Source organism: Sphingomonas sp. (genome assembly GCF_051962185.1).
GTDB lineage: Bacteria > Pseudomonadota > Alphaproteobacteria > Sphingomonadales > Sphingomonadaceae > Sphingomonas.
In genome coordinates, this window is sequence record NZ_JBQCCN010000236.1 from 1 (window position 1) to 25,071 (window position 25,071).

The following is a 25,071-nucleotide window of genomic DNA, read 5'->3' on the forward strand; positions in this document are numbered from 1 at the left end:
TCACCGCATCCCCGCTCCAGGCGATCGCGGCGAAGCCGTGCGCGGTCTCGAAAACGCGGTAGCGGTGGAGCGTCGCCATGATGCCAAGATCGCGCAGCGCTCCCGCTATTTCAACCGCTCGCGTCAGTCGGCGGCGACCGGGCCGGTCGGCGCCGCGGGACGTCGCGCAAACCAGACGATCGCGATCATCGCCAGCGCAACCCAGCCCGACAGCCAGAACAGGTCGGTCGCGGCGAGCAGATAGGCCTGTTGCAGCATCTGCCGCGCGACCATCGCCGGCGCCTGCACCGCGCTGACGCCGAGATGCTGCAGCGTCTCCAGGGTCTGGGCATAGGTCGGCGCGTACGCGGTGAACTGGTCGGCCAGCCGCGTCTGGTGCACCGCCTCGCGCCGGTCGTACATCGTGGTGATCAGCGAGGCGGCGAAACTGCCGCTGGTGATGCGCGCGAAGTTGGAGATGCCGGTCGCCGACGGGATGCGCTCGGGCGGGATACCGTCGAGCTGAATCGTCAGCATGCCGAGGAAGAAGCAACTCATCGCCACGCCCTGGACCAGCAACGGCATGGTGAAGTGCCAGACGTCGGCGTTGGTGGTGAAGCCGGCGCGCATGAAGAACGACAAAGCGAACGAGGCGAACGCCAGCGTCGCCAGGAAGCGCGCGTCGATCCGCCCGCTCAGCCGCGCCATCAACGGGGTCAGCACAATCGCTACCGCCCCGCTGGGTGCCGCCACCAGGCCGGCCCAGGTCGCGGTATACCCGAGCTGGGTCTGCATCCACAGCGGCATCAGCAGCACATTGGCGAAGAACACCGCATAGCCCAGGCAGAAGGCGATCGTGCCGAGCGCGAAATTGCGGTTGCGGAACAGCTTGAGGTCGACCGCCGGCTGCTTGTCGGTCAGTTCCCAGATCAACCAATAGACGAAGGCGATGCCGGAGACGATCGCCGCCACGGTGATGAAGGTCGAGTGGAACCAGTCGGCATCCTTGCCCTGGTCGAGCACGACCTGGAGCGCGCCGACCCAGACCAGCAGCAACAGCACGCCGACCGTGTCGATGCGAAGCTTCCGCGTCGGCGTCTCGCGCGCCTTCAGCCCGCGCCAGCACACCGCCGCGCAGAACAGGCCGACCGGCACGTTGATCAGGAAGATCCAGCTCCAATGGTAATTGTCGGAAATGTAGCCGCCGAGGATCGGCCCGGCGACCGGTCCGATCAACGTCGTCATCGACCATACGCCGAGCGCGGTCGAACGCCGGTTGGGCGGGAACACCGCGATCAGCAGCGCCTGGCTGCCCGGGATCATCGGTCCCGACACCGCGCCCTGAAGCACGCGGAACAGGATCAGCGAATTGAGGTCCCAGGCGATGCCGCACAGGAACGAGGCGAAAGTGAACAGCAGGACCGAAACGACGAAGGTCCTGACTACCCCGAACCGCCCCATCAACCAGCCGGTCAGCGGCACCGCGATACCGTTCGCCACCGCGAACGAGGTGATGACCCAGGTGCCCTGGTTGGTGCTGACGCCGAGATTACCGGCGATCGTCGGCAGCGAGACGTTGGCGATGGTCGAGTCGAGCACCTGCATGAAGGTGCCGAGCGCGAGCGCGAACGCGATGAGCGCCAGCGCCCCGCCCTTGAGCGGCGCCGGGCCGGCGGCGGCTGTCACCCCGCGCGGCCCGCATTGGCGGCGATGATCGCATTGATCTGGGCATCGACCGCGTCGCCGCCGACATCGCTCGCCTGGGGGGCATAAGGCTGGGCCGACTGGCCGCCGAGCACGGGACCCGAGGTATTGGCGGTATCGACCCTGGCGTCGACCGACAGGCCGATGCGCAACGGGTGCTCGCGCAGCTCGCGGGGATCGAGCGCGATCCGGACCGGCACGCGTTGGACGACCTTGATCCAATTGCCGCTGGCGTTCTGCGGCGGCAACAAGGCGAAGGCGTTGCCGCTGCCCGCGCCCAGCCCGGCGATCTTGCCGTGATAGACGACCTTGCCGCCATAAGTGTCGGTGGTGATTGTCACCGGCTGGCCGATGCGGATGTCGGCGAGCTGGGTCTCGCGGAAATTGGCGTCGATCCACACGCGGTCGAGCGGCACCACCGCCATCAGCGGCGTACCGGCGGCGATCTGCTGGCCGATCTGGACGCGACGCTGCGCAACGATGCCGGCGACCGGCGTGGTCACCGTCATATGACTACGGCGGATCGCGGCGCGGCGATAATCGGCGATCGCCGCCAGCACCGCGGGATTGCTGCGGATGTCGGTGCCCTGGACCTGGGTATTGGCCTCTGCGACCTTGCTTTGCGCCAGCGCCACCGCGGCGGTCGCGGTCTTCACGCTGTCGGCGGCGTGCGCCACTTCCTCGCCAGACACCGCACCTTCGCCGGCGGCACGCTGACGGCGCGCGAGGTCGTTGCGCGACCGCGACAGCTCGGCCTGCGCCTGATTGAGCTCGGCCTGGGCCGAATTGACTTGCGAGAAGTCGCCGCGCACGCCGCGCACCGCGCGCCCGAGTTGCGCCGCCGCGGCCGCCAGATCGACATCGGCGGTGGCGGGATCGAGCGTGATCAGCGTCTGGCCCGCGGCCACCCGCTGGGTGTCGTCGGCATAGAGCCCCAGCACGGTGCCCGGATCACGCGCGGTGATCGCGATCGTGTCGCCGCCGACATAGGCATCGTCGGTGCTTTGGCTCGGGCCGACCAGGAACAAGGCCCAGATCGCGTAGATCAGCGCCGCGATCACGATGACCAGAGTCACCAGGACCAGCAACCGTCGCCGCGTGTTGGATTTGGCCGGCTCGGGGGCGAGCGGCGTCGGCGCGGCAGGTGCCGGCGATGCGGTCGGCGCGTGCGGTACCGATTCCTCGGCGACCACCTCGGCCGGGGTTTCGCGGATCGGCAGATCTTGCAGGGAATCGGTCATTGGGCGGCCTTCGCGCTGGAAAGGGGAGACAAAGCGGCGGGATCGAACCCGCCGCCGATCGCGACCAGGAGCTGGATCTGGGCGACGGCCTTGTCGGCCTCGAGATTGACGCTGTCCTGCTGCGCCTGGAGCAGGCGCACGTCGTAATCGACCAGGTCGAGCCGCGAGCTGAGGCCGGTCGACACGCGCACCTGGTTCAGGCGCCGGACCTCGGCCAGGCCATTGGTCGCGGTGCGCTGTTGGCCGAGATCCTGGTCGAGCGTCTTCAACCGGGTGAGGAGATCGGCGGTCTCGCGCACCGCGCCCAGCACCTTGCCGTTATAGTCGGCGATCGATTCTTCGACCTGGGCGGTCGCCCCGGCATAATCGGCGCGCAGCCGGCCGCCCTCGAAGATCGGCAGATGGATCGCGGCGCCGCCGCCGTAGGTCGAGGCGTTGCTCGACAGCAGATTGCCGATGCCGAGCGCTTGGAGCCCGACCAGCCCGAGCAGGTTGATATTGGGGTAATAGGCCTTGCGCGCGACCTGGCGCCCGGCGGTCGCCGCCGCGATCCGCGCCTGCGCGGCAAGGATATCGGGACGCCGCGAGAGCAGGTCGGCGGGGATCGCCGCGGGCAGCGGCTTCAACGCATCTAGCTTGAGCGCGGTCGGCGTAATCGTCGGGTAGTAATCGGCGCCGCGTCCGGCGAGCAGCGCGAGCGCGTGGACGATGGTCTCGCGCTGGCCCTGCGCGCGCACCAGCGCCTGGCGCGCCTCGGCGACCAGGGTGTCGGCGGCCTGGACGTCGATATTGCTGTCGAGCTGGCTGCGGAGACGGATGCGGGCGAATTTCGCCGATTGCTCGCGCTGCGCGATGGTCGACCGGGCGAGCGCGACCTGACGCTCGGCGCGCGCGAGTTCGACATAGGTCTGAACGACTGATCCGGCGAGCGCGAGTCGCGCCGCCTGATAATCGAGCTTCGCGGCGTCGGCGCCGCTCTTCGCCTGGCGGATGGCGGCGGCCTGCTTGCCCCAGAAATCCAAATTCCACGACAAATTGGCCTGGGCATCGCCCATCCAGCGGAAGGTGCCGCCATAAGGCGGCGGGATGATGTAGACGCTGCTCAACCGCTCGAATTGCTCGCTGGCATCGGCGCCGACCTGCGGCCGGCGTGCCGCCTCGCTGCCCGACACCGCCGCCTGCGCGGCGCGGACGCGCGCGGTCGCCGCCTCCAGCGTAGGACTACCCGACAGCGCGTCGGCGACGATACGGTCGAGCTGGGGATCTCCGAACGACGTCCACCAATCCGCCTGCACCAGTGGCGCCGGCGCATCGCTCAGGCCGAGCGTGGCTGGCGCGATCGGCGTCACCGCGACAGGCTCATGCGGCGCCGCGCAGCCGGCCAGCAACAGCGCCGTCGCGGCGCTCAACCCAATCCGCTTGGTCATGTCAGGCCTCCGCCGCTTCCGCTTCGCGCGCTTCGAGTTGCTGGAGCAGGGTGGAAAGCGTGGCGATGGTTCGCGACACTTCCTCGTGCGGAATGTCGCCGAGAATATCGTTCCAGACGTCGACGACCGGCGGCGCGCAGCGTTTCAGCACGGCCTTGCCCGCCTCGGTGACGGCAAGGTTGCAGACGCGTCGGTCGGAATCGTCGCGGATGCGTTCGAGCAGCCCACCTGCTTCGAGTTGATCGACCAGCCGACTCATCGCGCCATTGTCATGGCCCATGTTGCGCGACAGGCCCTTGCCCGTCGTCGCGATGCCGCTGTCGACCAGGCTGAGCACGACCCATTGAGTCATGCTGACGCCCGAGCCTTCGAGCTTGGCCTCCATCCGTGCGAGGCCCAGCTTGTGAACCCGCCGCAGGAGATAGCCCAGGCAGTTTTCCGGCCGGAAATTTTCGGGAGAATAATAAGGCTGCATTTATCTGCCTCGGCAATGATTGCTTCGGCAGATAGTTCGCCAGCGTAACGCTTCAAGGGCCCTCGTGACGCGCCGCACAAATTTTCGAGCGGCCGGGATGCGCTGGCGCCAAAATCACAAAAGCCGCGGACGTCGGGGACGTCCGCGGCTTTCGATGGTGGGCGTGGCAAGGATTGAACTTGCGACCCCTGCGATGTCAACACAGTGCTCTACCACTGAGCTACACGCCCACGGGGAGGGCGCCCTGTAGCGGCGCTTCCGCCGCCGTGCAAGCGTTCGTTTGGATCGCGGTCAAAGCCCGCCGTTGGCGCTTTCCACCTCGAACAGACGGTCGACCTCGATCACCAGGTCGCGCAGATGGAACGGCTAGGACAACACGCGGGCATTGGGCATTTGCGTGCCGGCGCGCAGCGTCACCGCGGCGAATCCGGTGATAAACATGACACGCATGTCGGGCGCGATCTCCGCCGCCTTTTGCGCCAGTTCGATCCCATCCATCTCCGGCATGACGATGTCGGTAAGGAGGAGGTCAAAATGCTCGGCCTGGATGAGAGGCAACGCCGCGGTGCCGCGATCGACGGCGCTGACCGCATAGCCCGACCGTTCCAGCGCGCGCGTCAGATATTCGCGCATCACCGAATCGTCTTCGGCCAATAGAATCCTGATCATGCCCATCCGCCGCTTGGTGTTCCGCGGTCTATTTTATGCGGCAAGGACTTAAGATTTTCCAGCGCTGGCGAACGATTGCCCCAATGCGGCACGGCGAGTAGGCTGATCGGCATGACCGTCCCCTCGTTCGACCGCATCGGGCCGATCCCTCCGGACAGTCCGGTGATCGTGTCGGTGCCGCACGCCGGGCGCGATTACCCGCTGCCGTTGCGCGCCGCGGCGGCGGTCCCGGTCGCGTCGATGCTGGCGCTCGAGGATCGCCATGCCGATGCGGTGGCACTGGCCGCACGGATCGACGAGACGCTGTTCGTTCAGCGCCGCGCGCGCGCCTGGATCGACCTCAACCGCGCCGAGGACGAGCGCGACCCCCTGATCGACGAGGGCGCGCGCCCGATCCCCGCTGGCGCCGCCGCGACCAAGCTCAGGAGCGGCCTGGGTCTGGTGCCGCGCCGCGCCGCGCCCGGCGTGGCGATCTGGAAGCGCAAGCTGGCCGACGACGAGGTCAACGCACGGATCGCGCAGGATCACCGGCCTTATCACGCCGCTCTGGTCGAGGCGCTGGAGGCGGCGCGCGACCGTTTCGGCACCGCGCTGCTGCTCGACGTCCATTCGATGCCGCCCCTGCCCGGCGGCGGTACCGCGCGCGTCGTGATCGGCGACCGGTTCGGCCGCAGCGCCGGCGGCCGGCTGGTCCATCGGATCGAGGCGGAGATCGCCGCGGCCGGGCAGCGCGCCGCGCTCAACACGCCCTATCCGGGCGGTCATATCCTCTCGCGCCATGGCAGGCCCGACCAGCAGATCCACGCGATCCAGATCGAGATCGACCGGCGGCTTTATCTCGATGCCAATCTGACGGCGCTGGGCAAGGGCTTCGGCCACACCGCCGCCATGTTGCGTCGGATCATCGATGCGGCGACAGATGAATTGCTGACCGGCGGACTCGCGCGCGCGGCGGAATGACGTTCAAGTCCCAGTTCACGAGGAGCAATGGCGATGCTGTTCGAGGAGCACGGCCGGTGAAGATGTTGGCCCTGTCAGTCGCCGCTAGCGCGGTCGTTGCTGGACCGATCGCCGGCGCGCAAACGGTACAGTTCGTCGAGCATCCAGTGATCGCCGCGCTGATCGCCGATCTCGACGCGGGGCGCGCGGACAAGGCGCTGGCCAAGATCGACGTGATCGAATCCGCCAGCGGGCGGCCGAAGCTGGTAGCGACGCCCGCCGAATTCGTCAGCCGGATGAAGGGGTGTCGGATCGCCAAGGTCAAAGCCGGGCCTTATTTCTCGGGGGATCCCTATCAGACGACCAACACCGCCTGGAACTGCCCCGACGGACCCGCGCTGGTCATGTTCGCCGCTCATCCCGGTGCAACGAGCGTGACCATTGGCGAATATACCGACGCCGCACGGATCAAGTCGGACGCGACACGTCCCATCCCCGTAAAACCCTGAGCAGGCCGCCGCGGCGGATCCATCGCCGCGCCATCCCGACCGCCCAATAAAAAACCACCTCGGGCAAATGCCCGAGGTGGCCAAGGTTCAGGGAGGAGACACGCCCACAGGCGTGCCGTACGACCTCGCGAAAGGGGGGAACACGACGCCGTACGCAAGCAACATAGGCCGCGCGTATTGCCGTTTCAAGACTCTGGCAGGAACGTTCTCAGGGGAGAATTTCAGCCATTTCGGGCGGAACCGGGCGCCATCCGGGCGAGCACCGCGTCACGCAATATGAAATGATGGCGCAGCGCCGCGGCGACATGCACGACGACCAGCGCGGCCATGGCGTAACCCAGCAGTCCGTGCGCATTATGCCCGAGTTTGACCGCCGCGTCCGAGATCGGCAGCGGCGGGATCGGGAACAGGCCAAACCACGACATCGGGTGTGGCCGCGCGGGATTGGAAGACAGTATCCAGCCGCTGATCGGGAGCGCCAGCAACAGGACATAGAAGGCCCAATGTACCGTCGTCGCGGCCAAGCGCTCCCAGCGCGCCATGGCGACGGGCAGCGGCGGCGGCCGATGCGTCAGCCGCCAGGCGATCCGCGCCAGCGTCAGCACCAGCACGGTCAATCCGATCGACCGATGGATCGGGATCACCCATTTGACGCCGTCGAGCAGCGAGTCGTGAAACAATCCGAGCGTCAGGTTGACGAGGACCAGCGCCGCGATCGACCAGTGGAGCCAGATCGCGCCCCACGAATATCGGTCGGTACGGACCAGCGCCGTCCTCGTCACCGCGGCGGGGTCACGCCACCAGTTGCGGCGCCGGCATCAGCCCGAGCTGCACCTGGCGCGCGAAGATTTCGCGCATCACCGACAGCGAGAAGAGGTGCGCATAGATCAGCGGCAACAGGCCCGACTGGGTCATCTTGCGCAGCTGATCGCCACGCAGCTCGGCCAGCTTCTTCTCGTCGACCATACGGAAACCCGAATAGACGAACGGCTTTTCCGCGCCGTCGGGCTGGATGGTGACTTCGCCGTCCATCAGCAGGTCGAGCTCCTTGAGCTCGTTCATGAACGCCGCGGTGCGCGCGCCGGCTTCCTCGAACTGCTGGTTGAACTCGAGGATGTTCTTCGTCACCTCGGTGGGCTGGCCGTCGGCGAACAGCGGCTCGCCTTCGTCGAACGCGCCGATGGTGTCCGAGCTCGGGTCGAAGCACAGGGTCAGCTCTTCCGCTTCCGGGCGCAGCCGCGCCAGGAGGTAGGGATAGCGACGGATATAGGCCGGGACATAGACGTAGGGATCGCGGAGTTGGCCGTTCTCGTCGATGAAGACGTTGACGCCCTCGTTCAGGCCCATCAGCGCCAGCGGCACGCCGTCGTCGCCCTGCGAGAACACGATCGGCAGGTTGCGCTGCGCCATCGGGAATTCGTCGACCGTCAGCGGGATCGCATGCTGGGTGGTCAGAAACTTCGCACCCTCGGACGGGCGCAGGCGATAATTGCCGTGCTGCTCGCTCGAAAGCGGCTCGAGCGAATTATAGAAAAGCGGAAGCGACTGCGGCGCGCTGGCCATTACCCTACTCCAATCGAATCTCGTGAAGCGGCCTTTTTCGGCCGCACGTGGCCGTGGGCCCTAAGGGGTGGGCGCGTCCGGCGCAAGGGCGACGAGCTTGCCGGGATTCATCAATTCGTGCGGATCGAACGCACGTTTGATCGCGCGCAACGCCATCATCCGCGCCGGCGACGACAGCCGCGCCAGCTCGTCGCGCTTGAGCTGGCCGATGCCGTGCTCGGCCGAGATCGACCCGCCCGCCGCGACGACGAGGTCGTGGACGAACGCCGAAATCGTGTGCCCCTCGTCTTCGTACCATGCCGAAGGATCGATCCCGGCGGGCGCGCGGACGTGGAAATGGACATTGCCGTCGCCGAGATGCCCGAATCCGGCGGCACGCGTCCCGGGAAAGCGCGCCTCGACCGTCGCCGCGCCTTCGGTCAGGAATCGCGGCATACCGGCGACCGGCACCGAAATGTCGTGCTGGAGCGCGGGACCCTCGACGCGCGACGCCTCCGGGATGGTTTCGCGGATCTTCCACAGCGCATTGGCCTGCGCCTCGCTCGCCGCGACCATCGCGTCCTCGACCTCGCGCGCCGCCAGCGCCTCGCCGATCAGCCGCTCGAGCAAGGGTGCGGGCGGCTCGTCGCCGGGCGCCGCGCGAGTCGCCTCGATCAGCACATGCCAGCGATGTGCGCCGCCGAGAGGGGCTCGCGTCGCGGGGACATGCGCCAGCACCGCGTCGAGGAAGCATTGCGGGATGATCTCGAAACTCTCGACCGTCTGCGTCGCCGCCTGCAGCCGGCGCAACAAGGCCAGCGCTCGCTCGGGATCGGCGAGCCCGACCCAGGCCACGGCGCGATCGAGGATCGCCGGTACCAACCGCAACGTCGCCGCGGTGATCACGCCGATCGTCCCTTCGGCGCCGACCAGCAATTGGTTGAGGTCGTAGCCGCGATTGTCCTTCTTGAGCGCGGCCAGCCCGTCATGGAGCGACCCGTCGGGCAACAACGCCTCGACCCCCGCGACCAGCCCGCGCATCGTCCCGAAGCGCAGCACCTGCGTGCCCCCCGCGTTGGTCGAGGCGAGCCCGCCGATCGTGGCGCTGCCCTTTGCCCCCAGCGTGAGAGGGAAGCGCATGCCCTCGGCCAATGCAGCCTCATGAAGGTTGGACAGGATCACCCCGGCTTCTGCCACCGCCAGGCCGTCGGCAGGCCGCAGGGAGCGGATGCGGTTCAACCGCCGTGTCGACAGGATCAGCGCGGATCCGTCGATAGGAGGGGTCGCCCCGGCGACCATCGACGTATTGCCGCCCTGCGGCACCAGCGGCACGCCGAGCTCGCGCGCCTTGGCCACGACCAATTGTACGCTCGCTACCGTATCGGGCGCGAGGATCGCCGGGCTCGCGCCGTGGAAGCGGCCGCGCCAGTCGGTCAGCCAGGGCGCGATGTCCTGAGGGTCGGTCACCACCGCCTTGTCGCCCAGAGCGGCACGGGTCGCGGCGATGAGGGCGGTCTGGCTCGGCGTCATGGCTCGCGCGCTAGCACGCGGACACAAATGCATCCAATTCATTGCGTGTTCAAATTGTGGCGTTACCAAGGCGCGCTTCATGCCGAATCCGTCCGTTATCGCTCTCACGTTGCTCGCTTCCGCCGTCGCGGCCGGGACTCCCGTCGCCGCCGGCGAGCTGAACGGCACCGAATTCGCGCAACTGACGATCCGCGAGCACATCATCATCCGCGTGCCGAGCCGGCTGCGCGGCGCACCAGCGCCGACGCGCGACATGAACCCGCCGCGACAGATCGAATGGGCCGAGAAGAAAGGCCCCAAATGCATCGCCGCCGATCAATTGGGCGGCGCGATCGTGGCCGGCGACTATGTCGACCTGGTGCTGCGCGGCGGCGATCGCGTCCGCGCCCAGCTCGACGGTGATTGTTCGGGGCTGGGCTATTATGGCGGCTTCTACCTGAAGCCCTCGGCCGATGGCCTGGTCTGCGCGGGGCGCGATACGCTCCGCACGCGATCGGGCGACCGTTGCACGATCAAGAAATTCAAGAAGCTCGTCGCCAAAAAGCGATAGCGTCGATGCGCTTTCTGGCGAGGCCGGCCGTCACTTTCCCGTCCGCCCAGAGCCGGGTGGGCCCCGAAAAGCGCCCTTCCACGAGCCTCGCCAACGACTCTCAAGCTTGACTTTCGGCAACTGATCGGCAAGCGCGCGCGTTGTCGAATGGCGTATTGCGCGTCGTTCCTTTTTCCGGATTTGTGGATGCCTTTTGCCGATCTCGGCCTTTCTGACGAGTTGCTCCGCGCCGTAGGCGAGTCGGGCTATACCGAGCCGACTCCGATCCAGGCAGCGACCATTCCCAGCGTGCTGATGATGCGCGACATCATCGGCATCGCCCAGACCGGCACCGGCAAAACCGCCGCGTTCGTGCTGCCGATGATCGACATCCTGGGCCATGGCCGCAGCCGCGCGCGCATGCCGCGCAGCCTGATCCTCGAGCCGACGCGCGAACTCGCCGCGCAGGTCGCCGAGAATTTCGAGAAATACGGCAAGTATCACAAGCTCTCGATGGCGCTCCTCATCGGCGGCGTGCAGATGGGCGATCAGGTCAAGGCGCTGGAAAAGGGCGTCGACGTGCTGATCGCGACCCCGGGCCGGCTGATGGATCTGTTCGAGCGCGGCAAGATCCTGCTGACCCAGTGCAACCTGCTGGTCATCGACGAGGCCGACCGGATGCTCGACATGGGGTTCATCCCCGACATCGAGAATATCTGCACCAAGCTGCCGGCCAATCGCCAGACCCTGCTGTTCTCCGCGACGATGCCGCCGCCGATCAAGAAGCTGGCCGACAAGTTCCTGTCCAATCCCAAGACGATCGAGGTCGCGCGACCGGCGACGGCCAACGTCAACATCACCCAATGGGTGGTGCCGGTCGGCAGCGCCAGTCATGTCAAGCGCGCGCGGCTGCGCGACCTGCTCGGGCAGGAAGAGGTCAAGACCGCGATCATCTTCTGCAACCGCAAGACGACGGTGCGCGAGCTCAACAAGAGCCTGAAGAGTTACGGTTTCCGTTCGGGCGAGATCCATGGCGACATGGACCAGCCGGCGCGCCTGGCCGAGCTCGATCGCTTCAAGAAGGGCGACATCAACATCCTGGTCGCGTCCGACGTCGCCGCGCGCGGGCTCGACATCAAGGGCGTCAGCCACGTCTTCAACTTCGACGCGCCCTGGCATCCCGACGATTATGTCCACCGCATCGGCCGCACCGGCCGCGCCGGCGCGACCGGCGTCGCCTATACGCTCGTATCGAGCGCGGATGCCGAGAATATCGAGAATATCGAGAAGCTGACCGGCCAGCAGATCCCGCGGCTCGAAGGCGGCCCCGCCCCTGAGGCGGAAGAAAAACCGCGCGCCCGCCGCGGCCGGGAAGAGAAACCGAAGCGCACCCGCGCCGCGCCGCGCGACGATGCGGCCCGCGAAGAGGCCGCCGAACCGCAGGCGCGACGTGAGGAAGAGCGTCCGCGTCGCGAGGAATCCCGCCCGCGCCGCGAGGAGCCGCGTGCCCGCCGCGACGAACCGCGCCCGCGCAACGACGACCGCCGCTCGCGCCGTGGCCGCGAGCAGGATGACGGCCCGGACGAGGGCTGGAACGGGCCGGTCCCCGACTTCCTGAATGTGGCGCTGACCAGCGACTGACGCGCTTGAGCCTGCCCGACTTCATCAGCCTGGTCCCGGTCGAGCCGATCGTCAGCCCGTGCGTCAACGTCTGCCGGATCGGCAAGGACCGGCTATGCGAAGGCTGCCGGCGAACGGTCGACGAGGTTGCCCGCTGGACCCGCATGACCCCGGCCGAGCGCGATCGCGTGATTGCGGAATTGCCGGCGCGTTAGGGGGAAACACCTCCATATTGCGTGCGCCTCCCCGGCGCAGGCCGAGGCCCAGTATCGACTATGTTGGAGAGGGCATTCCGTACCAACAATTGCATCGCAACTGGGCCCCGGCCTTCGCCGGGGAGGCGTTTATTGCGTTCAATTGTATCGAAACCTCGTGTTCCTGCGAAAGCAGGAACCCAGGGCCAAAGGCGTTTCGCTTCGCTGCTCTGGGCTCCTGCTTTCGCAGGAGCACCGCCCTCAAGCGATCTGGTTGGTTTCCATCAGCGCGTCATCCAGCTCGTTCGCGCGCTTGTAGGCATCTCGCGACGTCAGTCGCCCGGCATAGGCCGTGAAGGCGTCGCGCTTGGGGATCGAGCCGAACTGGTTGCCCCAGATGACCTGCGCGCCGACATAGACATCGGCCATGGTGAAGGCATCGCCGGCGACATAATCGTGCTGCGACACCGCTTGTTCGAGCACGTCGATCGCCTTGTCGTAGCTGCCATAGCCGAACATCCGCCCCTGTTCGGGCTGGGGAACGAAGCCGGCGCTGTTGTTGGTCACGGCATGCTCGACCGGACCCGCCGCGAAGAACAGCCAGCGATAATAATCGGCGCGGTCGGCGAGCGCCGGCGCCAGCCCCGCGTCGGGAAACGCATCGCCCAGATAAGCGCAGATCGCGGCGCATTCGGTGACGACCTTGCCCTTGTGCGCGATCGCCGGGACCTTGCCCATCGGATTGACCGACAGATATTCGTCGCCTTTCATCGTGTCGGCATAGTTCATGACATGCACGTCGTAATGCGCGCCGACTTCCTCCAGCGCCCAGCGCGCGATGCGCCCGCGCGACATCGGATTGGTGTACAGGATCAGGTCGCTCATCGCTCTCTCCATCAAGAACATTTCATGAACGGAATGTCCGCCGAATCGCCGGCGCGGTCAAGCGCGATGCGTCAAAGCGCCTTCTGGAACAGGGCGAGCATCCGCCCCCAGGCGCGATCCGCCTGCGCCTGATTGTACACCCGGCTGTCGGGCGGGCACCAGCCGTGCATCGTGCCCTGATAGACTTCGATCTCGGCAGGCAATTTGGCGTCGGCGAACGCCTTCTTGAGCACGTCCTTGTCGGTCGGCGCGCGCTGGTCGTCATTGGCGGCGATCGCGATCAGGAAACTCGCCTTCATCTGCGGAACGAGCAGATGCGGGCTGTCGGGCTTGTCGGTGACGAGGCCGCCGCCATGGAACGTACCGCCGGCGCGATAGCGGTCGGCGCGTGCGGCGACGGTGCGGAACACCATCGGCCCGCCCATGCAATAGCCGGTGCTGGCGAGTCCGCGCTCGGTGTCGACTTCCTTCTGCGCATCGAGGAACGTCGTGAACGCCTTGGCGTCGCTGACCGTACCCGCCGGCGTCAGCTTCTGGACGAACGGCATGATCTTGGCGCGGAAGTCGGGCTGGTCGAACGATTCGCCGGCCTTGAGGAACGGCGCCTTGGTCGACCGGTAGAATTGGTTGACCACGAGCACGGCATAGCCCGATTGGGCGAGGCGGTCGGCCATCTGGCGGAAAGCGGGACGCAGTCCCATGATGTCGGGCCAGATCAGCACGCCGGGATGCCTGCCGGTGGCGGGCGCGACGAAATAGGCATCGGCCTTGCCCTCGGGCGTCTCGATCTCGACGTCGCGGCCCTTGATCGTCGCGGCATTGGCGGGGACCGGCAGCACCGCGATCAGGCCGGCCACGCCGGTCATCATCCCGAACTGGCGGCGCGAGGGATGGGCGATGCCCAGGAAGCGATCATTGTCCTCGGCGGTATGCTCGTCGCACATGGCATCTCTCCCTGGGGGTGCGCCCGGACTCGGGGCTGGGCCTATCTTAGGATAGCGTGTCGATCCGCGCGAGCACCGCCGCGGTTCAAACCGCGCGCCAGCGCCACACGCCGTCGCCATCGGCTTCGCGTACCGCGCGACCTTCGACTTCGAGCCGCTTCAGGTGCGCCATCGCCTCGCCGGTCGCCATGCCGAGCACTTCCTGTCCGATCGCGCGGCGGAACAGCCGGCCGAAACAATCGACCACGCGGCGCGGCTCCTCGAGGAACGCCTCCAGTTCGTCGAGCCGGCCGCGATGCTCGCGGTCCATCGCATCGAGCCGGGTGTGGAGGTTGAGGAACGGATCGCCATGGCCGGGCAAGGTCAGCACGTCGGCCGACACTTCGCGCTTGAGCTTGGCGATCGAGTCGAACCATTCGCCGAGCGGATCCGACTCGGGCTCGGTGATACCGAGCGAGACGTTGGGGCTGATCCGCGGCAATACCTGGTCGCCGGCGATGAACAGCTTGCCCGCCTCGTCGAGCAGGCAGGCATGTTCGGGGCTGTGCCCCGATCCGACCACGATCCGCCAAGGGCGTCCGCCGATCTCGATCGTCTCGCCATCGACCAGGCGGCGATAGGACAGAGGCATCGGCCGCACGATCCGCCCGAAATTGGACCAACCGCGCGCCGCAGCGGCTTCGACCTGCTCCTCGCTCCAGCCACAGGCGCGGCGGAAAGCGCTGACCTCCTGCGGCGTCTCGGGCCGGGCATCGGCGACCAGCATTTGTGCGGTCAGCCATTCGCCGCGCGTCATCCACAGCGGCGCCCGGTGATGGTCGCACATCCAGCCTGCGAGACCGATATGGTCGGGATGGAAATGCGTGCCGATCACTCGCGTTACCCGCACCCCAACGAGCGGGCTCTTGAACACCGATTTCCACGCTTCGCGCGTCTCGGTCCGATTCATGCCGGCATCGACCAGCGCCACCCCGCCGTCATCGTCGATCAGCCAGCAATTGACGTGCTTGAGCGGCCCCGGAACATTGAGCCGCACCCAGCGCACGCCGGGCGCGACATGCATCGCCCCACCGTCGCCCGGCTCCTTGCCGCCGAACGGATAGGTCAGACCCTTGTGACTGGTGGGAACGAAGCTCTCGTCGGCGACGAACGCTGCATCGGGCGTGCGGGCAGTGGCCATGGAGCGGCGGTAGCAAGCGCCGGGGCGGGATACCAGCGAAACGAATCAAGCGAGTGTAGCGCTAGGCAGGCTCCGATACCGGAGCGTCGAACCGCCGCGCCGCGCCGCGCGTCGGCAGATAGGCGGCGGCCGCCAGTACCACGGCCAGGGCGGTCGCCTCGGCCACCGTCCCGGGACTTTCGTAGAGGAAGGCGGCGAGAAAACCGAGATTGACCAGCAAGGCGAAGATCGCCGGCATCGGAAACAGCGGCATGCGATACGGCCGGTCGAGCGCCGGCTCCTTGTGGCGCAACACGACCGCGGAGAGGTTCACCCCGACCGCGACGCAGGTCATCAGCCAGGTCGAGAAGGTCAGCAGGATCGCATAGCCGCCGATCTGCGAAAAGAAGGCGACCAGCCCGGCATGAAAGCCGAGCGCGACCTGCGGACTGCCGTTGCGCGAGACGTGCGACAAATAGGGAATGCCGGCATCGCGCGCCATCGCGTAGATCAGCCGCGCGAAAGTCATCATGCTGGTGTTGATGATCGAGATCAGCGAGATCAGCGACACCGCCGTCATGATGGTGTCGCCGGTCGGTCCGAACGCGCGGCCGGCGGCGTCGGCCGCGACCAGCGTCGACCCCGCCATTTCCTGTGGGCTGAGCACGGTCAGCATCGCCACATTGACCAGCACATAGATCGCCGTCACCAGCGCGATGCCGCCGAACGTGGCGCGCACCACCGCACGCGTGAAGTCCCTGACCTCCTCGGCGAAAAAGGCGGCATTCTCCCAGCCGAGATAGGTGCCGAGGATCGCGCGGATCGCGACGATCACGCCGACCGCGGTCATCGCCACCGATGGCCCGGCGGCGGCGGCCGGCGCGCCGCGCGGCGCCAGCATCAGCGCGACCACCAGCCCGACGAAGATCAGCGCCTTCACCGCGCTGACGATTTCCTGCGAGGCGCCGGCAACGCGCGTGCCGAATGCCTGGACTCCGGCGATCAGGGCGAGAAGCGCGAGCGCCAGCCAGCGAGACGGCACGGTAGTCAGGATTCCCAGCCGGTGGAGGTAATCGCCGAATAGGCCCGAGACGAACGCTGCGATCCCGACATAGCCGAGCCACACGCCGATTCCTCCCGCCAGCCCGGCGAAGCGCCCGAACGTGCGCGTCAGGAAGGCGTAGGCGCCGCCAGTACGCCGGATCGAGGCCGCAAGCTCGACGGTCGACATGGAATCGATGAAAGCGCTGACGCCGCCGAACACCCAGAGCAGGATGATGAGCCAGGCATAAGGCACGCCCGCCGCGACCACGCCCGGCGATCGCAGGATGCCTTGCCCGATCGTCGCGCCGATCACCGCGGCGATGCCGAACGCAACGCCGAGTACGCGTAACAAATGACTATTGTCGCGCTGCCGCATTGCCGTTCCCCCCGGCCGCCGCATGTGTCCCGCGTGTCACGGTAGATCACGGCGCGGCGCTCTTGGCAAACCCCGCTCGCCAAAAATGGGTTAGGGGATGGTGGCGCCGTTAGGCGCGCGAGCGAACGCGGCCGCATCGCCCTGCCCGCACAAACCGCTCTTTCCGCAGGCGGCTTGGCGATCGATCTCGTCGCGGACCTGCGCCGCGGCATCGCAATCGCTCGCACCGGCGGGATCGAACAAGATGAAGGGCCGCGGCGACAAATCGGGATCGCTCGCCAGTTTCAGGCGCTTGTCGAGCCCTACCGAATCGACCTGCTTGCCGTTCCAGGTCGGCTGATCTCCCGCCATGCCGACCCAGAGCCGGGGTCGATAGCCCTGATGGAAGGGCGCGGCGCCCGGCGCCAGCCAGCCCGGCAAGGCTGCCGGACAGTCGGGCCCGGCCGGGGTCACCTCGTCGCATCCCGACAAGCCGAGCGCGAGAAGCAGGAGCAAGCCGCGGGTGCGCATGGCGCCGATAGACCATTCCCGACCGCCGCGGGCAATGACAAAGCGGTCGCTCCCGCCCGCTTGTCGCTGATCGCAGCGTTACGACACCCCGCCGCGCCACGCCGCGGCGACGTGCGGGATGAAGATACCGAGCCCGATCAGCAGCGCGGCGACCGCCAGCACGAGCACGCCCCCGGCGGCGGCGTCCTTGGCATGGCGGATCGGCTCGCTACGACCGCCGACCGCGTCGCAGGCCTGCTCGATCCCCGTGTTGAGCGCCTCGCCCGCGATCACCAATGCTATCGCGACGATCAGCCAACGCCATTCGTCCGCGCCGATCCGAAAGACGAAACCCGCCGCGAGCGTGGTCGCGGCGACCACGGCGTGGAGGCGCATGTTGGTCTGGCTGCGAAGCGCGAACGCCAGCCCGGCGACGGCATGGCCGATACTCCGCACCCGTCCTCGCGCGAACCCGGTCACACCGCTATCGGAACGCCCGGCGTTTCGGGCGGGTGGCCAACCTTCCCACGGGGCGTCGCCATCCCCCCGATTCGCGTCGCAAGGCTCGGTCATGCCGGACCCTTCAGCGCCTTGCCCGTGCGGGAAACGCTGCCCGTTGCCCTGGCGGCGTCGCGTAACACGCGTTCAAGCGTGTCGAGATAATCGGCGAACCGCGCGCGACCCTGGTCAGTCAGGCGGCACGACGTGTGCGGGCGCTTGCCTTCATAACCTTTCACCAGCACGACCAGTCCAGCCTCCTCGAGCACCTGGATATGCCTGCTGAGGTTGCCGTCGGTCAGGCCGGTCAACTGGCGCACCTCGGTGAAGCCCAGGCCGTCGGGATGCCCGGCAAGCGCGGTCACAATGCCCAGCCTGGCCTTTTCGTGAAACAGGCGGTCGAGCCCGTCGAAGGCGAACGGCGCCTCAGTCATGATGGTCCCGCCGCAGCCCCATGTGGAGCAGAATAGCGACCAGCAATTGGCCGATGCCGAACGGCACGCCCATGATCCACGGCGAGATATCGGTCGCGCCAGCACCGGCGATCAGGCTCGCCGTGCCGGCGACGAAATACCAGGCGCCGCCCCAGACCAGCGATCTCGGCAAAGCCGGGAGCGCGGCGAAAATCCCCATCGCGATCAGCAACTGCCAACAACCCGGCAGGATCGCCGCCCATTGCGGCGCGCGCAGCAGGATGACGATGGCGGCGATCGCGCCGGCGACACCCATGGGAAGGAATGGGCGCGACGCTGCGTCGATCATGGCATCGGCCATCGCACGATGCAGCCGCCGTGCCCGGACCACCGCGTCGCCGGCGATCAGAAACGCGCAGGCGGCGGCCAGGAATACCCATTGCACCAGCATCTCGACCACGGTCGGCGATGGATCGAACCCAGCCGCTTGCGACGCGGCAAGAGCTAATGCGAGCAGGCCGGTTGTCGCCGCGATTGCCGGCGTGAATCCGCGGAACCGCGTGCTCGCCGCCAGTTGGGCGCGAATGCGATCGATCTCGGCCAAAGCGGTGTCGACATCGCGAGTCATGGCAGACTGATAACGCAAAATACTTTGCAATACAAAGTATCTGCTTGTATGCCTCAACGGAAAAGGACGGCGGACCATTGGCTGGCCCGCCGCCCTTTTTTTCACGCTGTCGCGATACCGCCGATGGGGCGGAACCGCGGCCGACGATCACATATGCAGTGCGGACACCGACTGGACGCCGCCATGCCAGCTGTCCACCGCGGCCATGTCCAGCGCGAAGGGCTGGACCTGGGCTCCCGAGGCGGAGTTGCCGACGCCGATGAAGTCGCTGGAATGGAGCTGCGAACTGGTCACGCCGGTCAGCGTCACCTGATCGCCATTGCCGAGATCGATGACGGCGTTGCCGCCGACGTCGTGGGTGGCGTTCATCACGTCCTGATAGCTGGCGAAGCCGATCGCGGTCAGGTCGATCTTATCGGTGCCGGCGACGAAGTCGCCGATCGTATCCTGCCCGGTGCCGTGCGCGAACACGAACTTGTCGGCACCGCCGCCGCCGAACAGGCTGTCGTTGCCGCCATAGCCGTATAGCGTGTCGTTGCCCGAGCCGCCGGTCAGGATGTTGGCGCCGTTACTGCCCTGAATGGTGTGCGACCAGGCATTGCCGGTCAGGTTGATCGCGGTCACCGCATTGGCATCCGAGGCCGCGAGGCGCTCGACCTGGGCGTTGGCGTTGAGCGTGTAGCTCACAGTGGCGAGCACCGTATCGGCCGTGCCTTCGCTCGCTCCCTCGACGATCACGTCGCCGGCGTTGCGGACGTAATAGACGTCATTGCCGGCCCCGCCCTGGAGCGTGTCGCCGCCGCCGCCGCCGTCGAGCACGTTGCTGCCGGCGTTGCCGATGAGCGTATTGTGCTCGGCGTTGCCGGTCGCATTGATGTTGGCGGTGCCGGTGAGTTGCAGCGTCTCGATGTTGCTCATGCCGGCCAGCGAATAGCTGATCGATGCCTTGACGGTGTCGTTGCCCTCGCCCGCAAGCTCGATGACCTTGGCGTGCGCGTCGGATACGACATAGGTGTCGTCGCCTTGCCCACCGTAGAGCATGTCGGTGCCGGTGCCGCCATCGAGCGTGTCGTTGCCCAGCCCGCCATAGAGATTGTCGTTGCCGCCATAGCCGAACAGGCTGTCGTTGCCGTCGCCGCCGGTCAGGGTGTTGATGCCGTTATTGCCCTGGATCAGGTGCGAATAGGCATTGCCCGTCAGATCGATCGCCGTCGTCGCGTTGGCGTCCGACGCCGCCAGCCGCTCGACCTGCGCCCCGGCATTGAGCGTGTAGCTCAGGGTCGCCAGCGCGGTGTCGTTGGCGCCCTCGCTGGCGCCTTCGACAATCGTGTCGCCGGCGTTGCGGATGTAATAGACGTCGTTGCCCGCTCCGCCCTGGAGCGTATCGCCGCCGCCGCCGCCGTCCAGCACGTTGCTGCCGGTGTTGCCGATCAGCGTGTTGTGCTCGGTATTGCCGGTCGCGTTGATATTGGCGGTACCGGTCAACTGCAGCGTCTCGATATTGCTCATGCCCGCCAGCGAATAGCTGACCGAGGCCTGGACGGTGTCGTTGCCTTCGCCCGCCAGTTCGAACACCTTGGCATGGGCGTCGCCGATCACATAGGTGTCGTCGCCGGCACCGCCGTAGAGCATATCGTTGCCGCCGCCGCCGTTGAGCACGTTGGCGGCGCTGTTGCCGCGAATGACATTGTCGCCGGCATTGCCGGTGCCGTTGATCGCGTTCGTACCCGTCAGCGTCAGGTTCTCGACATTGGCCACCGTCGACAGATCGAAGCTGATCGAGGCCTCGACCGTGTCGGTCCCTTCGCCGGCATTCTCGACGATCGTGTCGCCCGCACTGTCGATGACATAGGTGTCGTTGCCCGTGCCGCCGTAGAGCGTGTCCGTCCCACCTGCGCCGTAGAGCCGGTCGTCGCCGGCATAGCCGTACAGGCTGTCGTTGCCGCTGCCGCCGGTCAGCACGTTCACGCCGGCATTGCCCTGGATCAGGTGCGAATAGGCATTGCCTGTCAGGTCGATCGCGGTGGTCGCATTGGCATCCGCCGCCGCTAGGCGCTCGATCTGCGCCGCCGCGCCGAGCACATAGCTCACCGACGCCAGCGCGGTATCGATCGCACCCTCGCCGGCGCCTTCGACGATCACGTCCGCCGCGTTGCGGATGTAATAGACATCGTTGCCCGCCCCGCCCTGCAGCGTATCGCCGCCGCCGCCGCCGTCGAGCACGTTGCTGCCCGCATTGCCGGTGATCGTGTTGTGGCCGCTGTTACCGATGCCGTTGATGTTGGCGGTGCCGGTCAGAACCAGATTCTCGACATTGGCCCCCAGCGTGAAGCTCACCGACGAGCGTACCGTATCGGTGCCCTCGCTGGCATTCTCGAGCACCTTGTCGCCGACATTGTCGACGATGTAGGTGTCGTCGCCCGCACCCCCGTACATCGTGTCGGCACCCGCCCCACCGTCGAGCGTGTTGGCCGCCGAATTGCCGCGGATGACGTTGGCATTGGCGTCGCCCGTGCCGTCGATCGCATTGCTACCCGTCAACGTCAGGTTCTCGACATTGGCGAACGCGTTCAGCGACGTGGTGATCGCGCTCTCGACCGTATCGTTGCCCTCGCCGGGCTTCTCGACGATCGTATCGACGCCGTCCCAGACATAGGTGTCGTCCCCGGTGCCGCCGATCAGCGTATCGGCACCTGCGCCGCCCTCGAGCCGATCGTTGCCGCCTTCGCCGTACAGGGTGTTCGCGCCATCATTGCCGGTCAGCCAATTGTCGCCGGCATTGCCGAACAGGTTGACGCCGTTCGTCCCGGTCAGGATGGCGTGCTCGACATTGTCGGCGAGAACGAAGGCGGCCGACCCGATTTCGGTGTCATATCCTTCGCCGGGCTGTTCCAGGATGAGGTCGCTCGAACTGTTGACATAATAGGTGTCGTCGCCGGTCCCCCCGACCATCGTGTTTTCGCCGCCCCCACCGTCGAGGACGTCATTGCCATTGCCGCCGTACATCAGGTCGTCACCGCCCAGGCCGTAGAGCGTGTCGTTGCCGTCCCCGCCGTACAGCCCGTCGTTCAGATCGGTGGCGTAGATCGTATCGTTGCCGATGTTGCCGTTGATCGTGAGCGCACCGTCGCCTTGCAGGCCCAGGGAATAGACCGCGTTGAACACGGTATCGACCGGCGCGAGGTTGATGGTGGTGGTGGACAGATCGGCGACCCGGATGTGTCCCGTGATCGTGCCGCCGTCGGTGAGGGTGATCGTCGATCCGGTGATGGAGCCGAACTGCAGGAACTGCGCGCTCGTCATCTTCAACTTGCCGCCCGAGAGATCGATGAACGACGTGACGGTCGCCGTCGTCAGATCGAGCAACGTCGATGCGGTGACGATCAATTGCCCGCCATCGGCACCGGCGTCATAAACTTCACCGGCGACGAAATCGCCTTCCCCGATGCGGATCGTATCGTAGCCGGCACCGCCATGGATGATGTCGCGCCCCGCGCCGCCGGTGATCGTATCGTTGCCGGCCCCACCGTCGAGCGTGTCGGCCCCCGTGCCGCCGGTCAGCGTATCGTCGCCGCCGAAGCCGTTGATCGTAACGCCAGCATTGCCGCCGGTAAGGACGTTCTTGCCGTCATTGCCTTCGATCAGCGTAGTGGAATTGTTGCCGGTCAGATCGAGCGCGGTCGTGGACGTCTGATCATTCGTACGCAGCGTCTCGACACTGTTAGTCGAGTCGAGCGCGAACGTGACCGACGTGATCACGGTGTCGCTACCTCCGCCGCCCACCTCGACAACACGGTCACCGGCATTATCGACGTGATATTCGTCGTTGCCGGCGCCGCCGATCATCAGGTCGGCACCAGTTCCGCCATCGAGCACGTCGCTGCCGCTTCCGCCATATAACGTGTCGTTGCCGCCAAGCCCGGACAGGGTGGAAGGACCCGTCGCGCTGTGCGCGTCGATGATGTTGTCCAGGACGTTCCCCGTGCCGTTGAACGAGGCGGTGCCGTCGTAGATCAAATTCTCGACATTGTCCGGCAACGTGTAGCTGGGCAATGTGGTGTGGACCGTATCGGTTCCTTCCGCGGCATTCTCAACCACTAGGTCGCCAGCGCTGTTGACGTAATAAGTGTCGTTGCCATCCTTGCCGTAGAAGGTGTCGTCGCCCGCCGTTCCCAGGAACGTCTCGTTTCGAGCGGTGAGGTCGATCAGCTGAAGTTTGTCGTTCTCAGCCAGAGTGATATAGCTGCCATCGCTGGACAGGTGGATCTCGTCGCCATAGCCGCTATTGGTTGTCCATTGCGCCGTACCAACGCTGATTTGATCGACCAGCGTGAAATCCGACACCCTGTATTTGTCGAGTACTCCACTGCCACCCAAATAAACGTACAGGTAGGTCCCCGATTGGTCGAACGCCAATCCCTCCACGGGTTCCGGGACGGTAACGGTCCTCAGCGCGTGCAAGGACAGGTCGTAGAAATTGATCGACTGATAATAATTGAACTGGGCGACGAGGCCGGCCGTTTCATTGATCGCCTGAAAACCGAAATTGAACCCGTTGGCGGCGGATTGATTGTCGTCGCCCGTCGCCACCACCGCACCGACGCGATCGTCATAGATGAACATGGGACCATTACCGGTCGCCGGCTCGGTAATCAGCGTGAGGTGCTGATCTTCGACCAGCACAGATTTGTTACTGGCATAGTAAGTCGCGTCCGGGAGAGCGGAGAATGCGCCGTTGTCGAGACTGAATTTGACCATCTGCGGCCCGCTGACGATCGCCGTGTGATCGTCGACGACTTCGACATCGTGGAAGGTACCGTTGCCGCTGTCGGGATAGACGAAATCCTGGACCGCTCCGGTTGCCGTCGAAACGGCGAGCAGCACCGGCGCGGTCGCGCCATTCGCCTGTTCCGTGACCAGGAGGAAAGCGCCGTTCTCGGTCAGGCTCATGCCGCCCAGGCTGGTGCCCACCGTCCAACTGGTGACGAGCGCGTGAGTCGCGGTGTTGAATACGTCGATGTGCCCATCGGTCTTGGCAACGTAGATGAGCGATTGGTCCCTGCTATAGACCACGCTTGCGACACCGCTTGCCTCCAGCGCGTACTTACTGAAGGCACTTGTCCCCACATAAGTCGGCATGCGCACCTCCCTAAATTCACCGGAAAACACCCGGCTGATCATTATTTCCGAATATGGACAGCAATGTTACCGTTTTGCAGGCGGTTCGCAAGTAGTTGATCGAGATCAATTATAGGTCGAGGACTTGTCCTGAGACGACGGCAACGCCAAGCGAGCGTCAGCCAAGTCATTGGCAGCTCGCCGCCACAATCAATGCTTGGACGGCGTCCCCACGCAGCGCTCGACCGGGCGTGGCTTGGTCGCCTTCGAGCCTGGCCAGGCAAGCAGGGCGATGTCGTGCTTGGCGCCGCTACCAAAAAAGGCGGCGAGTCGGTTCGCTCGACTCGCCGCCCCTTCAGATATCGAACGCGACGCTTCCGCCGCGCCTGTCTTACGTCGCCGCGCTAACGCCCAGTATGTCGCCGATACTGTCCTGCAGCGAAAATTGTGGGCTTGACGCAAGAAACGGGGGAGCCGACTGCAATCGACTCCCCCGATATTCTTGACACTATACGGCCGCAGCGGCCGCAATTAGTGCTTGAACAGCGTCTCTGCGGTGTGCTCGACCGGGCCGGCCTCGCCTTCGCCCTCGCCGGCCGCCGCTTCGGCGTCGCGCGCGGCTTGTTCGCGCTCGGCGCGGAGCTGTTCGATCAGCGCCTCGCGATCGCCCTCGAGACGGGTGTCGACCGGCGCTTCGATGCCATGTGCCTTGGCCGCCTTGGCGACCGCCGCATCGAGCTCGCGCTGGGTGGTCAGGCCGAGCGTGACCGGGTCCTTCGCCACGAGGTTGGCGATGTTCCAGTGCGTACGGTCGCGGATCGCCGCGATCGTCGTGCGCGTGGTGCCGATCAGGTTGGAGATCTGGCCGTCCGAGATTTCCGGATGGTTGCGGATGATCCAGGCGATGCCGTCGGGCTTGTCCTGGCGCTTCGACACCGGGGTGTAGCGCGGGCCTTTGGTGCGGCGGATCTGCTCGGGGCCCTTCGACATCTGGAGCGCGTAATTCGGGTCCTTCTGACCCTTTTCGATCTCGTCCATCGTCAGCTCGTGCGCGCGGACCGGGTCGCGGCCGGTCAGCTTGGTCGCCGCGGTGTCGTCGGCGATCGCCTGGACCTCGAGGATGTGCAGGCCGCAGAATTCGGCGATCTGCTCGAAGCTG

22 protein-coding genes, 1 tRNA gene and 1 pseudogene are annotated in these 25,071 nt (G+C 66.3%); 5 read left to right on the top strand and 19 right to left on the bottom strand.

Going from position 1 to position 25,071, the window contains the following annotated elements; all coding sequences use genetic code 11:
* Positions 1-123 precede the first annotated feature (123 nt).
* The 6 genes and pseudogenes from ACTHJR_RS15075 to cpdR all read right to left on the bottom strand — a co-directional run bounded on the left by ACTHJR_RS15075 (position 124) and on the right by cpdR (position 5,495).
* A complete protein-coding gene (locus ACTHJR_RS15075; protein WP_440524062.1) occupies positions 124-1,665 on the bottom strand; it encodes a DHA2 family efflux MFS transporter permease subunit in 1,542 nt (513 codons plus the stop codon).
* Positions 1,662-2,924 carry an efflux RND transporter periplasmic adaptor subunit gene (locus ACTHJR_RS15080; RefSeq protein ID WP_440524063.1) on the bottom strand — a complete coding sequence of 421 codons (1,263 nt, stop codon included), beginning with the start codon at positions 2,922-2,924 and terminating at the stop codon, positions 1,662-1,664. Before ACTHJR_RS15080 ends, ACTHJR_RS15075 begins: the two co-directional genes overlap by 4 nt.
* Positions 2,921-4,351, bottom strand: a complete 1,431-nt coding sequence (locus tag ACTHJR_RS15085) for an efflux transporter outer membrane subunit (RefSeq protein ID WP_440524064.1) — start codon at positions 4,349-4,351, stop codon at positions 2,921-2,923. The genes ACTHJR_RS15080 and ACTHJR_RS15085 overlap by 4 nt, the downstream gene beginning before the upstream one ends.
* 1 nt (position 4,352) lies before the next feature.
* Complete coding sequence (locus tag ACTHJR_RS15090) at positions 4,353-4,826, bottom strand: MarR family winged helix-turn-helix transcriptional regulator (RefSeq protein WP_440524065.1); 474 nt, start codon at positions 4,824-4,826, stop codon at positions 4,353-4,355.
* A 155-nt stretch (positions 4,827-4,981) separates the two neighbouring features.
* A tRNA-Val gene (locus ACTHJR_RS15095) sits at positions 4,982-5,056 on the bottom strand.
* A gap of 61 nt (positions 5,057-5,117) precedes the next feature.
* Positions 5,118-5,495 (bottom strand): annotated as a pseudogene (cpdR, locus tag ACTHJR_RS15100) (cell cycle two-component system response regulator CpdR).
* Between the two features lie 111 nt (positions 5,496-5,606).
* On the opposite strand from cpdR, the gene ACTHJR_RS15105 reads away from it, so the two are divergent.
* Positions 5,607-6,455: an N-formylglutamate amidohydrolase gene (locus ACTHJR_RS15105; protein WP_440524066.1), complete on the top strand. Its 849-nt coding sequence runs from the start codon at positions 5,607-5,609 to the stop codon at positions 6,453-6,455.
* A gap of 56 nt (positions 6,456-6,511) precedes the next feature.
* A complete protein-coding gene (locus ACTHJR_RS15110; protein ID WP_440524067.1) occupies positions 6,512-6,943 on the top strand; it encodes a hypothetical protein in 432 nt (143 codons plus the stop codon).
* 221 nt (positions 6,944-7,164) lie between these two features.
* Here the strand turns inward: ACTHJR_RS15110 and ACTHJR_RS15115 are convergent, their stop codons facing one another.
* From ACTHJR_RS15115 to ACTHJR_RS15125, 3 genes are read right to left on the bottom strand one after another with little or no spacing between them, the layout of a single operon-like run.
* Positions 7,165-7,725, bottom strand: coding sequence for a cytochrome b (locus ACTHJR_RS15115; protein ID WP_440524068.1), 561 nt, complete (start codon positions 7,723-7,725; stop codon positions 7,165-7,167).
* A 10-nt stretch (positions 7,726-7,735) separates the two neighbouring features.
* Positions 7,736-8,506: a SapC family protein gene (locus tag ACTHJR_RS15120; protein WP_440524069.1), complete on the bottom strand. Its 771-nt coding sequence runs from the start codon at positions 8,504-8,506 to the stop codon at positions 7,736-7,738.
* A 60-nt stretch (positions 8,507-8,566) separates the two neighbouring features.
* Positions 8,567-10,015 (bottom strand): FAD-binding oxidoreductase, encoded by a 1,449-nt coding sequence (locus tag ACTHJR_RS15125; RefSeq protein ID WP_440524070.1) that lies wholly within the window; start codon positions 10,013-10,015, stop codon positions 8,567-8,569.
* Between the two features lie 79 nt (positions 10,016-10,094).
* Between ACTHJR_RS15125 and ACTHJR_RS15130 the strand changes: the two genes are divergently transcribed.
* From ACTHJR_RS15130 to ACTHJR_RS15140, 3 genes are all read left to right on the top strand, one after another.
* On the top strand, positions 10,095-10,565 hold the full coding sequence (locus ACTHJR_RS15130) for a hypothetical protein (RefSeq protein ID WP_440524071.1): 471 nt from the start codon (positions 10,095-10,097) through the stop codon (positions 10,563-10,565).
* Positions 10,566-10,751: 186 nt separating this feature from the next.
* Positions 10,752-12,185 (top strand): DEAD/DEAH box helicase, encoded by a 1,434-nt coding sequence (locus tag ACTHJR_RS15135; protein WP_440524072.1) that lies wholly within the window; start codon positions 10,752-10,754, stop codon positions 12,183-12,185.
* 5 nt (positions 12,186-12,190) lie between these two features.
* A complete protein-coding gene (locus ACTHJR_RS15140) occupies positions 12,191-12,379 on the top strand; it encodes a DUF1289 domain-containing protein (RefSeq protein ID WP_440524073.1) in 189 nt (62 codons plus the stop codon).
* Positions 12,380-12,619: 240 nt separating this feature from the next.
* Here ACTHJR_RS15140 and ACTHJR_RS15145 read toward each other — a convergent pair whose 3' ends face one another.
* From ACTHJR_RS15145 to ACTHJR_RS15190, 10 genes are all read right to left on the bottom strand, one after another.
* Positions 12,620-13,243 (bottom strand): glutathione S-transferase family protein, encoded by a 624-nt coding sequence (locus ACTHJR_RS15145; RefSeq protein WP_440524074.1) that lies wholly within the window; start codon positions 13,241-13,243, stop codon positions 12,620-12,622.
* Positions 13,244-13,314: 71 nt separating this feature from the next.
* Positions 13,315-14,187: a dienelactone hydrolase family protein gene (locus ACTHJR_RS15150; RefSeq protein WP_440524075.1), complete on the bottom strand. Its 873-nt coding sequence runs from the start codon at positions 14,185-14,187 to the stop codon at positions 13,315-13,317.
* Positions 14,188-14,272: 85 nt separating this feature from the next.
* Positions 14,273-15,367 carry an MBL fold metallo-hydrolase gene (locus tag ACTHJR_RS15155; protein WP_440524076.1) on the bottom strand — a complete coding sequence of 365 codons (1,095 nt, stop codon included), beginning with the start codon at positions 15,365-15,367 and terminating at the stop codon, positions 14,273-14,275.
* A 61-nt stretch (positions 15,368-15,428) separates the two neighbouring features.
* Positions 15,429-16,766 carry an APC family permease gene (locus ACTHJR_RS15160; protein ID WP_440524077.1) on the bottom strand — a complete coding sequence of 446 codons (1,338 nt, stop codon included), beginning with the start codon at positions 16,764-16,766 and terminating at the stop codon, positions 15,429-15,431.
* A 90-nt stretch (positions 16,767-16,856) separates the two neighbouring features.
* Entirely contained in the window at positions 16,857-17,276 is a 420-nt protein-coding gene (locus ACTHJR_RS15165; RefSeq protein WP_440524078.1) for a hypothetical protein, read from the bottom strand.
* Between the two features lie 78 nt (positions 17,277-17,354).
* Positions 17,355-17,711, bottom strand: a complete 357-nt coding sequence (locus tag ACTHJR_RS15170; protein WP_440524079.1) for a diacylglycerol kinase family protein — start codon at positions 17,709-17,711, stop codon at positions 17,355-17,357.
* 113 nt (positions 17,712-17,824) lie between these two features.
* Positions 17,825-18,187, bottom strand: a complete 363-nt coding sequence (locus ACTHJR_RS15175) for a winged helix-turn-helix domain-containing protein (protein WP_440524080.1) — start codon at positions 18,185-18,187, stop codon at positions 17,825-17,827.
* Positions 18,180-18,794 carry a hypothetical protein gene (locus ACTHJR_RS15180; protein ID WP_440524081.1) on the bottom strand — a complete coding sequence of 205 codons (615 nt, stop codon included), beginning with the start codon at positions 18,792-18,794 and terminating at the stop codon, positions 18,180-18,182. Before ACTHJR_RS15180 ends, ACTHJR_RS15175 begins: the two co-directional genes overlap by 8 nt.
* Before the next feature lie 147 nt (positions 18,795-18,941).
* Entirely contained in the window at positions 18,942-23,933 is a 4,992-nt protein-coding gene (locus tag ACTHJR_RS15185; protein ID WP_440524082.1) for a hypothetical protein, read from the bottom strand.
* Between the two features lie 510 nt (positions 23,934-24,443).
* The coding region (locus ACTHJR_RS15190; protein ID WP_440524083.1) for a cell cycle transcriptional regulator TrcR at positions 24,444-25,071 on the bottom strand (628 nt) is incomplete at its 5' end.